Source organism: Terriglobia bacterium (assembly GCA_020073205.1).
GTDB lineage: Bacteria > Acidobacteriota > Polarisedimenticolia > Polarisedimenticolales > JAIQFR01 > JAIQFR01.
The window spans coordinates 1-10,650 of the sequence record JAIQFR010000130.1; the positions used below are offsets into that span (position 1 = coordinate 1).

The following is a 10,650-nucleotide window of genomic DNA, read 5'->3' on the forward strand; positions in this document are numbered from 1 at the left end:
ATGGCGAAGTGCGGGATCTGCCCGATGTATTGCTCCCCCGTCCTCTGCGATAACGGGAGGGTTTACTGCAACACGTGCCTGGCGGCGTGTGCGGGTGCTGGGCACTGCGTGCCGCTGTTCCCGCCGATCCCGCTGTAGCTGGCGGCTCCGGCCTGATCCTGTTGGGCCGACCGGCAACACGGATGTGTGCGCCAGCGCGGCTCGCTTGGAGCCCCCAGGCGAGAAGGTGAATTTCTGCGCTGGGCTCTCTTCCTCGCTTGCATCTGAAGGTGGTGACGATCCGACTACTAATCCCAAAACAAGCGTGTTACGAAACGGCGTGAGGTCCGATGGGACTGCGATTCGCTGAGAGAAAGGGGGTGGAGGGGCGCCCTGCGCCCTGTTCTCTTGCGTCGTCGTCCGTTGGTCTGACCGTCTTCCGTTTTGTACTCGAGTCCGTTACCACCATCCGGGCCTCCCTGTCCCGGTCGTCGCGAGAGCCGGTCGTTCAGCACTGCATTCGACCGTGAAGCTGATCGACGCCACGCAAGAACACGTGCTGCCACGGATTCCAGGACAACAGGCGAAACGCCACGCGCCGGCCCGTTCGCGCCACCTGCGCCGGCACCCGTACTGGCATCGCAACCGAAGACGAAGCGGATGCCCTGCGCATCCCAACGATCCAGGTGCCGTCTCTGCGTGAAGTCGGTGTCCCCGCGAAAGGTGATTCGTCGAAAGCCGGCCCGGCGACACAGCTCGGCCGCCTGATCGAACCGCTCCGGGGCGCCCTCGTGGGAGGGACGGTTGCCGCTGCGTAGCGCTTGCAACGGGCTGCCCTCGGCTGGAATGCCTGTCGAATTGACTCAGAATCGCGAGGTTGCAATTCCATGACGGCCCCTCGCGGGTCGCGCCGGCCTCCCCTACGCGCCAGCCTGCACCTCGCGATGGCTCAGGGGCGTTATTGGCCCGCCATCCTTCTCGCCATCGCAATCGCCGCGCGGAATCCCTTCTCCTTCCGCAGCGCCTTGACCAGCGCCTTCTGCCTGGGCTTCAGGTTCCGAAGGTAGCCCATGTACTGACCCTGGAGCTTGAGCGCGGCGCGGCGCTGGGGTGACAGCTTCAGCTTGAGCTTCTGCGGCTCGCGATCTGCGGACCCGCCTCGCCCATCGCCGTTCGCGAGCGCGACGAGCCGCCCGAGCGACCGGTCGATCGCGGTGAGGGACTGGCGGATGACGCGAAAGTGATTCGTGAACGGGTTGCGGTGGCGTTTCGGCACGACGGGTCCTCCTCGTGAAGGACGGGATCGTAACACGAAGCGACGATGGTAGTTGCGGCAAACCTGCGTCGCCGCCGAGGCCCTGCCCGATCGGGAGGCCCGCTGACTCATGGCAGCCGCCGGGCCGTTGGAGTATCTTGCGACCGGCGACTACGCGCAAACCAGCGCGACAAGTCAATCCAACGGAGGTGCTGATAATGAAGTCGGACAACAACAACCGCACGAAGGGACCCGTCTTACCGGCGAGGAATAACGTGTCCTGGGTGACGAGAGATATGGGAGCGAAGCTGGCGTCCGCCGTCGATGGCATCGCGTCGCGCAACAGCGTTCCGCAGGACCAGCGCCGCAAGCTGATCGCGGAGGCGGCCTATCTCAAGGCGGAGCGTCGCGGGTTCCGGGGCGGCAGTCCCGAGCGGGACTGGCTCGACGCCGAAGCCGAGGTTGACGCGATCCTCCTGCACGCGTGCTGAAGCGGCGAGTCGCACCTCCCACTGGTCCGATCGCAATCCCCACCTGCTCTCGGTACTGTGCGCATAACCCGGCACGCCGGCGAGTTCAATCCTCAAGGCCCCAGATCCGCACCTCGCCCTCGCCGCACCGCACGATCGCCCGCCCCAGCGCCACGATCGTCGCCACGATCCCGTCGATCCGGCCCGTGCTCTTCGCCTTGTCGGGCTTCAGGTTCCCCGCGGGATCCTCCCTCACCGACACGTTGTCGGCCATCCACCGGAGCACCGGATTCCCGCCGTGCTGCAACCGCTTCGACAACAGGAGCTTCTCCAACTCCTTGGTCGGCGCCGACATGTCCCGGAATCCCTGGCCGACCGGGACGATCGTGATGCCGTCGCTTACGAGCTGGGAGGTGACCCGACGACCGCAGGAGACTTCTGCCGCCGGTTTTCCGAGGCTTCCATCGAGTCGCTGATGACGGCGGTCAACGAAGCGCGGCTGCGCGTGTGGCGCCGTCAGTCGCCGTCGCATCGGGCCTCACGATCTCTTCAACCACGCTTGTCTTGGGCCTAGGTCGGAGTGCCCAGCGTGGGGGCCGACAATGATCCGGTCGTAAGGACGAGATCAAGTGTCGCCGGCGGGCGCACATGCTCGAAGTAGTACGCCTCCGCCTCGTCCCATCGAGCGTGCCACAGTTCAAGGAACTGAGGCGTCTCGCGCGCAGCGAGGCGCTCGTGACGCACGGCGGCCGGCGCCTGAATGAGAACTGCAAAATCGATCAGATCAGCCAACTCGGGACGAGCGGAGTATGCCCCGTCCAGGATGACGACTGGGCACGGTGACCGCACCGTCAAATCACGCTGCATGGCATAGCTGCCGTCCGGGCGGACCCCTGCGCCAAAATCGAAGGCCCGCCACCAAGCGGGCTGCCCGGCGCGGAGCGGCTCGATGGCTTCGGTTCGCAGGCGGCGCCAGTCAATCGCGGCAGACGCCCGTTGCGCGGGTGTTCGGACATCCCAGTCGAAGTTGGGAATGCTGGCGGCAAAGAAGTCATCGGTGGGCACGATGGTGGCGCGAACCCTTGGCGCCACCAACTCGGCCACGGTCGACTTTCCCGATCCACTGCGCCCGTCGACGGCAACAACGAGGGGCAGAGCGCCATTTCGGACGCGTCGGCGGATTTCGGCGACCACGGTCTCGACGGCCAGCCGCAGATCTGCCGGTACAGTGTTCATCTGGAAGTCGCTTGCTGGTAGCGTTCGCGCTCAGCCGCGTCCCGCGAAGCAGCGAGGCGCGGCGAGAAGGGTTCCGCGGTTACTTTGTCCCCGACTGCTCACGCTCGCAAGCGTTCTCAGCGGATCGCCGCCCTGCCGCACACAGGACAGTTGATCGGCCGAGCACGGTCTCGAAGCCGTCGCAGCATCATCTGGGACAACATCGATATGTTCTGCCCCTTGTGGAAAGCGTGTACCCCCTGTTGGACGATGGCGGTAGCGCCTTCCGTCCGGCTTTGGAGAAGGCGTGAGACTTCGTCGCTGCTGCGCTGCCCGGCCTGGAGGAGTTCCTCAAACTCCCCTTCAGTCCATGCTGGTGCCCGCACGGTCGGTCCCTCCCTCTTGACTCGCGGTTGATCTTAGCTGTCGTGGTTCGTGGTAGCGTCTGCCCGCTTTGTGGCAAGATCGCCAAGTACCACTCCTTACGCGTCTATCTTCGTGCCGAGGTCGACGCTCCCCTTCCGCAGCCCGCGTGGCTGAATTCCTCGACGTCCGCCCGCTGCCCGGGAGCATTCGCCGGTCGCGATCGAGGGGGAAGGAGTGAATACAATTCCCCGTCGTTCCGGCGGTCCGGCTACCCCATTGGCAAGGGCGGCGCGGGCCGTGCGCCGATGGATCGGTCACTGCCGGAGAGAATACCCAGATCGCGCTCGAAGTGGAACATTTGGCTCTCCGCCGGTCGAAGAGAGTGGGAGAGTCAAGAAGGCGCCGATCCGGCGCTATGGGGAGCGGTCGGGAACCACTGCTCAGGCGCGGAAAACGTTCCGGCGACCGGGCCGACGAAAAGGGCGCGACTGACGTGGGTTTTCCGCGGCCTTCGGGACGGAAGGATTCCTCTTTGAGTCCACCACTCGGTCGAAAGAGTTTGTAATTCGGTGGTCTGGCTCGCCACCCGGCTCAGTCTTCACGACCCTACCGGGTCACTAGGGATGGCGGATCGGCAAGCTTCCTTGCCCCCGCCAAGCGTTACGCGGAGAGTTCGCCGGAGAACATCTCCTCGCCGCCCCGTGTCCCTCGTCCCTCCGGGGCCAGTCATCGGCGGCGTCGCCCCTCAGATGATCCGGTCCCCGCTCACGGGCACGGACTCGGGCTCGGGTCCGGCATGCCGCTGGAATCGCGTCCAAGAATCGACTCCAGGTGGCACGCATCGTCTCTCCGCGAAACCAGGTAGTAGTACATCCGGCCCACGTCTGGTACTCCCGAATCGGTGGTGGGGCCGAGGATGTCCGCGTCGAGGCAGGTGTGGTTGTACGTCCACGCTCCTGCCATCAAGCCGCGGTAGACGTTGTACGGCCCCGGCGGGTCGCTCCAGCTGATCGCCGTCGCGGTACCGCCGTCGAGACGGACCGAACTTCCGATATCGGGCGGCATCGGCGCGGGGGCGCCGACGCACGTACCGCTCGAGCAAACGTCGGGCGCCGTGCACGGATCGCCGTCGTTGCAGGCGACGCCGTCGACCGGCGTGTGGACGCAGCCGAGAACGGCGTCGCAGGTATCGAGCGTGCACGCGTTCCCGTCGTCGCAGCCCAACCCTCCTGGGACGTAGCGGCCGCCGTCGCCGAAGGAGCCCGCCCCATTGTCGCCGCCCCACACGATCATCTCGTTTCCCGTCCAAACCACGGTGTGGTAGCGACGCGGGCCGGGCGCGTCGGTGATGGCAGTCGCCGACCAGGCGTCCGCGACCGGATCGTACTGGCCCCCGGTGTCGAGGTAACCGTCGGGGTCGCTGCCTCCCCACACGATCATCGCGGCACCCGTCCAGACCGCGGAGTGATCTGCCCTCCCCGTGGGAGCGCCGCTCGTCGATGTGGGCGACCACGTGTCCGTCGAAGGGTCGTACGACCCGCCGGAACTGAAGTACGAGGAAGAACCCGACCCGGATTCAGCGTAGCCGCCCCATACGAGCATCCGGCTTCCGGTCCAAACCGCCGCGTGCTCCGAGCGGGGTGAGGGCGCACCGACCAGCGACGTCGAGGTCCAGCTGTCCGACACCGGATCGTAAATGCCGCCCGAGTTGCAGTAGTAGAACGTGCCCCCGCTCACGAGATAGCCTCCCCAGACGATCATGCGGCTTCCGGTCCAAATCGCGGACTGGTAGATCCGTCCCGAGGGCGCACCGACCGTCGTCGTTGGTGACCAGCGGTCCGACACTGGATCGTATCGTCCACCGGTATTGAGAAAACCTCCTCCTCCCCAGACGACCATCACGCCCCCCGTCCAGACGGCGCTCGCGCGTTCGCGCTGGGTCGGAGCTCCCGAGGTCGAAATCGGCGTCCACGTGTCCGACATCGGGTCGTATCGTCCGCCGACGTCGACGGACGGGCTGCCGTACCCTCCCCAGACCAGCATCGCGCTTCCGGTCCAGACCGCGGTATGGTACGCGCGCGCCGAAGGAGCGCCGACGCCCGACATCGGAGTCCACGCGTCGGTCGCGGGATCGTACCGTCCGCCGTCGTTGAGAAAGCTCGACGTGTAGGTGGCATCACCGCCCCAGACGATGATCCGGGTGCCGGTCCACACCGCGGAGTGGTTCATCCGCGGCGACGGCGCTCCGTCGCGCGAGGTCGGCGTCCAGGAGTCGGTCGCGGGGTCGTATCGCCCGCCGGAGTCGAAGATTCCGCTTGCTCCCGGGGTGCTTCCCCAGCCGCCCCACACCACCATCAAGGACCCTGTCCAGACCGCGGTGTGGTACCGGCGAGGTGCCGGTGCGCCTACGGTCGACGTCGGCGACCAGGCGTCGGCGACGGGATCGTAGCGGCCGCCGGCGTTGGTGTCCATATTCGCGTAGCCGCCCCAGACGATCATCGCGCCGCCCGTCCAGACCGCCGTCCCGTTCGAGCCCGTGACCGGAGCGCCGACGGACGTCACCTGGGTCCAGGTGTCCGCGACGGGATCGTACCGACCGCTCGAGCCGGCCCCAGCCCAGACGATCATCACGCTGCCGGTCCAGACCGTCGCAAAGCCGCTCCCGGCGGCGCCGACCGTCGAAACGGGGGTCCACGAGTCCGTCACGGGATCGTAGCGACCTCCGGACGCGCCGCCGGAGCCGCCCCACACGACCATGAGCTGCCCGGTCCAGACGGCGAATTGGCTGCTCCGCACACCGGGCGCGTTCACGGTCGACGTCGGCGTCCACGTGTCCGCGATCGGATCGTAGCGCCCACCGGTTTTCAGGGTCGAGCCGTTGTTGCCTCCCCACACCACCATCTCGTGTCCGGTCCACACCGCGGTGTGCAACTGCCGCGCCTGGGGTGCGCCGGCGAGCGAGGTCGAGGACCACGCGTCGGTCAGCGGGTCGTAGCGGCCGCCCGTGTTGACAACGAGGTAGTCACTCGGTTCGTAACCACCCCAGATCACCATCACGTGACCCGTCCAGACCGCGGTGTGCCTCGAGCGCGCGGTGGGCGCTCCGAGTCCGGAGATGCGTGTCCAGGAGTCGGTCGCGGGGTCGTAGCGGCTCCCGATGCCAGCGGATTCCGGCGCCACGCCTCCCCAGACAATCATCTCGCTCCCGGTCCAGACCGCGGTGTGCTCGAGTCGGGTCGACGGTAAACCGTCCAGCGTCCCGCGCTCCCAAGCGTCGCCGGCGACGCAGGGCGAGCCGTCGGCCGCGAACTTGGCGGAACTCGACGACGACGCCGGAACCGCCGGCGCGATCACCGTGTCGTCGGCCACCGCGTGAACCTTCTCCACCGGTAGCGTCCCCGCGACGCTCGCCCACCACTCGTCCCACGATCGCTTCGGCTCGGAGCCCGCGGCGTCGTTCGTGTAGAAGCTGCGTGTCATCCGGTCGACGAGCGTCGCGCGCGCGACGCATTCCTTGATGAGGAACGGATCGTCGTGGAGCGCCGCGAACAGTTCTTGGAGCCGCGAGGGGAGGCGCGACGACCGCAACATGCGCTCGACCTCGCGGTCGAGCATCGTCGCGGTGACGGGCGTCTTCCAGTACGTCTCGAGAGCGACGGTCTTCCGCAGCACGTCGCGAACCTTGCGCTCGAGCACGGCACGCGGCACCGCTTCGTCGAACGGCTTCGTCGCGCCGATCTGGTGCGAGTAGCAGACGCGCTCGATGGCTTCCTGCGCGCTGACCCGCTCGTCGAACGTCAACTCGCGGACGAAGACCGCAGGCTCGACCAGCCCCACGGCGGCGAGGACGAACGTGAAACACACTACGACTCTTCGCATGGGCGCCCCCAGGTGCGTGCACACGTGCTAAACGTAAGCGCGAGAGACGCGCGAGACAAGCGAAGCGCCACCCATTGCGTCCGTCCTGGCGACGAGTGAGATAGGACTTGTTCGCTACCGGCGCCCACCGGCCGCCGCCCCGGCTACGGGATCGACCACATCAGGGCGGTGACGGAGGGCGGTGCGGACGAGCCGCGGCGGAGCGAAGGGCGCCTTTCCCGAGGGACAAGACATCAGTACCGCACCACCGAGGAACGCGCCGACGAGCTGGCCACCGTGGCGTACGGTGCTACTTCGAGGTGGTTTGGACGACCACGCTGCGTTCAGACCCCGCTTGGACGTCGAACGTGCGCTCGGCTCTTGCCAGTTCCTCATTCTCCTGGCCGACGACCACGGCGTCGCGAAACCTGCCTGATCCCATCGTGTTCGCGGGAGTCATGTCGCGCACCTGCGTGCAGCGATCCGTCCCTGGCTCGAGGTCGATGGCGGGGAAACTCAGGTTCGTCTCGGCATCGCCCTGCAGCGTGCGCTCGATGGGCATTGGTCCCTTCCGTTCCTCACCCCAGCACACGAGCGCCGTGGGTGCCTCGGGACGGAGCTGTTGGGATGGGCGCTTCGTGGTCGGCAGACTCGGTACCTGGCGCGATTCGGGAGAACCGCGGCCGGTCCCGGGACAGAAGCAGGATCTTCCGGGCCAACACGAGCTGATGGCAAATCGCCGAGAAGGTGAGGTCCGGCCTGAATTCCTGGAGACTGAAGACTTCCCCTGCCGCATGAAAAAGTCGGTGTATTCGAGATCTACGGATACGCGCGGCGTTTTCCACGTGCCGCGCGATGGCGTCAGGAATGTGAGCGTCTGCCGATTCGCGGCGGTCCGCCTGGGCTGCGAGAACGGAGCCGCGGAGGCGCGGACGAGGTTGCGCACCGGCAACCCTCCTGGTTCCAGCAGACCGCGAGCACCGGTGGAATTCCACTCCCGTTGACGCACCGCCAGGCAGGGCTCTTGCTTTAATGCCGCTTTGCGAACCCAAGGCCGCGCTCTCACCAGGAGGTGGATATGCTTCGACGTGCCTCCGTCGCGTCAGGCTGGCCGCACGCAGCGGCACTCGGCGTGGCGCTCGTGCTCTGCACGACGAACGTTGCCGCCGTTCCTCGAATCACCGGGGTGATGAACTCCGCCCCGTCCCACGTGCAGGTGGGCGAGAAGGTGCTCCTTCAGGTCGAAGGTCTGATTCCGCCGGTCCGCGTCTTCTTCTCGGACGGGACGAGCCCGACCTTGGAAGCCACCTCGGTCCAGTTCGACGCGGTGCGAGGCCTGCTGGCTGCCCAAGTCCCTTCGGGCGCCCAGAAAGGGAACATGAAGGTCACGGCGAACGGCGTGGATTCGCCTCCCTACAGCTTGCGCATCGACACCGGCCTCTACGACCCGGGAAGCGACGGTGTTCAGGGAACGGTTACCGGGCCGGGTGGTGCGATTCCGGGAACGATGCTCGCCCTCCTTCGTCCGAACCCGTGCGATGGGGTGGACTTCATCGACTTGACCGTGTCGGGTGCCGCGGGCGAGTACACGCTCCACGGATCGGCCGGCAACTTCCTGATCTTCGCATTCCCGCCGGTCTCCACCGTGCTGGCCCCGGGCGCGTTTCCGGTCACCCTCGGTGAGACGCCGGTCACCGTCCCCGTAGTTCTCGCAGGAGGAACGGCGGTCGATGGCCGCATCGTGCAGGCATCGTCGCCGGGCGCCGGCGTGGCAAGCGCCCGCGTGGATTTCGAAAGCGACGCCGGGTACGAAACGAGGCTGACCGATGACGACGGGTACTTCTCGGTCTTACTCGCTCCCGGTGGCGTCAGGATCCGCACGACTCCTTCCCCCACCGACGCACTCGCTCGCGACGATCGCGGGGCTGTGGTCGAAGCGACGAGTCCGCAGTCGCTCCCGGACACCTTGCTCGCCGGCGGAGTTCGGATCTTCGGCTTCGTCCGGCGCGCGGCGAACGGTCGTCCGCTGCCCGGGATCCGGGTGAGCGCATCGCCGCAGTACGCCTGCTGCGGCACGGTGGACGAGAAGTCCGCCGGAGGCGACGGGAGCTTTGCGCTCGTCGTCCCGGCCAATCAGACCTACCAGTTGAGAACCTCGATGGACGACGACGCGTCGTTCGCGGACGCCAACGTGTCCGACATCGTCGTCGGCACGGACGACGTCCATCGAGACGTCGACATCCTGGATGCGGGAGCCATCACCGGCAGGGTCTTGGACGCCCAGACGGGCGATCCGATCGCGCAGCTCGGCGTGCAGGCGTTCGAGGTCCCGTACACTGGCGCGACGCTGGCGTACGCCCGCACGTGCGCCGACGGATCCTACCGTCTCCGCGTGGCGCCGAACGGGACGGGCTACGTGGCCGGCGCTGCGTTCTACGAGACGAGCAGTTACGTTCCGGTCGCGTGGAACGGCACCGAACCGGGGACCCTTTTCGCGTGCGAGGGGGCGCCGATCCCTGTTCCGGATGCGGCCGCGGTCGCGTCAGGCATCGACATCCGCGTTCACCCTGGCGCGGCCGAGGTCTCGGGCAGCGTCTTCTCCCAAGAATCGGGGTGCACGGAGACCCTTGGGGGGACACCCTGGGTCCTCGTCGACGACGGGATCAGCCACGGCTGCGGGCTCGGATATATGGACTGGAACGCACCCGAGGGGACTTATCGAGTCGTGGGGCTGCCCGGCGCGGACCTCTTGCCCGAGCTCCGCGTGTGCCAGCCCCCCTCGCCGGGCGCGTCGCCGCAATGCTGGAGCCTCGGGCGGCCGCCGGCCTTCACGCCGGTCATCGTCCTGCCCGGAAACGAGGCCAGAGGCATCGACTTCTGTCTCGGCGCCACGCCCACGCAGGACGTCGTCGGCATCCTCGCCAGCAAGGGCGACGGCTTCGTAACGTTCGCGTGGACGCCGACCGACGATCCGTACCAAAGCCAGTACCGGCTGCGCGGCGCCACCAGCGCACGGCCGAGCGGCGGGACGGGCTCGTTCCCCGACGACCCCCCCTTCGACGAGGTCTGGAGCGGCATGTCTCCGAGCGCGACCGTGGGCCTCGGCGACCCACGCCGCTTCTTCCTCGTGACGAACATCGGGATGAGCGGTGCGGAGGGCCCCAGCGGTTCCTACTCGCCTTGACGGGCCCTCGGTTCCTCGATTCGCGGGCGACGCCCGTGGGAAAGGAGTCGAGTTTCAAGGGACGTGGAGCATTCCACACGAGGCTGACGGTTCGTGCGGCGAGTCCCTCGGGGGACTCGCCGCGTCGTTTCGGCCCAGGTCGCCGATTCCAGCGGTTCCGAACGCCGGTTTCTGCGACCGTTAGGTCTTGTCCTCACAACAGCTTACCCTGGCTTCAGACGCCTCCACATCTGATTCTCCCGGCGCGCTCCGAGTGCCACGCCGCATCGAAGCTTCCCCAACCTCGACGTGGTCGCGCGCCGCGCTCTCACCAACCCCCTCAA

7 protein-coding genes are annotated in these 10,650 nt (G+C 67.2%); 2 read left to right on the forward strand and 5 right to left on the reverse strand.

The window, feature by feature from the left end; translation table 11 throughout:
- Positions 1–937: 937 nt before the first annotated feature.
- A complete protein-coding gene (locus LAO51_18270; GenBank protein ID MBZ5640688.1) occupies positions 938–1,255 on the reverse strand; it encodes a hypothetical protein in 318 nt (105 codons plus the stop codon).
- Between the two features lie 197 nt (positions 1,256–1,452).
- On the opposite strand from LAO51_18270, the gene LAO51_18275 reads away from it, so the two are divergent.
- Complete coding sequence (locus LAO51_18275) at positions 1,453–1,725, forward strand: DUF2934 domain-containing protein (GenBank protein MBZ5640689.1); 273 nt, start codon at positions 1,453–1,455, stop codon at positions 1,723–1,725.
- Between the two features lie 85 nt (positions 1,726–1,810).
- Here the strand turns inward: LAO51_18275 and LAO51_18280 are convergent, their stop codons facing one another.
- From LAO51_18280 to LAO51_18295, 4 genes are all read right to left on the reverse strand, one after another.
- The gene (locus tag LAO51_18280; protein ID MBZ5640690.1) at positions 1,811–2,236 is read right to left on the reverse strand and encodes a hypothetical protein; all 426 of its coding nucleotides are present in this window, start codon (positions 2,234–2,236) and stop codon (positions 1,811–1,813) included.
- Between the two features lie 38 nt (positions 2,237–2,274).
- Entirely contained in the window at positions 2,275–2,940 is a 666-nt protein-coding gene (locus LAO51_18285; protein ID MBZ5640691.1) for a hypothetical protein, read from the reverse strand.
- Positions 2,941–4,050: 1,110 nt separating this feature from the next.
- Positions 4,051–7,164, reverse strand: a complete 3,114-nt coding sequence (locus tag LAO51_18290; protein MBZ5640692.1) for a hypothetical protein — start codon at positions 7,162–7,164, stop codon at positions 4,051–4,053.
- A gap of 289 nt (positions 7,165–7,453) precedes the next feature.
- Positions 7,454–7,705: a hypothetical protein gene (locus LAO51_18295; GenBank protein ID MBZ5640693.1), complete on the reverse strand. Its 252-nt coding sequence runs from the start codon at positions 7,703–7,705 to the stop codon at positions 7,454–7,456.
- 516 nt (positions 7,706–8,221) lie between these two features.
- On the opposite strand from LAO51_18295, the gene LAO51_18300 reads away from it, so the two are divergent.
- Complete coding sequence (locus tag LAO51_18300) at positions 8,222–10,327, forward strand: hypothetical protein (protein MBZ5640694.1); 2,106 nt, start codon at positions 8,222–8,224, stop codon at positions 10,325–10,327.
- Positions 10,328–10,650 lie beyond the last annotated feature (323 nt).

Coding starts and splice junctions, on each gene's coding strand:
- LAO51_18275 (MBZ5640689.1), top strand. CDS start 1,453: ATGAAGTCGGACAACAACAACCGCACGAAGGGACCCGTCTTACCGGCG.
- LAO51_18280 (MBZ5640690.1), bottom strand. CDS start 2,236: ATGCGACGGCGACTGACGGCGCCACACGCGCAGCCGCGCTTCGTTGAC.
- LAO51_18285 (MBZ5640691.1), bottom strand. CDS start 2,940: ATGAACACTGTACCGGCAGATCTGCGGCTGGCCGTCGAGACCGTGGTC.
- LAO51_18290 (MBZ5640692.1), bottom strand. CDS start 7,164: ATGCGAAGAGTCGTAGTGTGTTTCACGTTCGTCCTCGCCGCCGTGGGG.
- LAO51_18295 (MBZ5640693.1), bottom strand. CDS start 7,705: ATGCCCATCGAGCGCACGCTGCAGGGCGATGCCGAGACGAACCTGAGT.
- LAO51_18300 (MBZ5640694.1), top strand. CDS start 8,222: ATGCTTCGACGTGCCTCCGTCGCGTCAGGCTGGCCGCACGCAGCGGCA.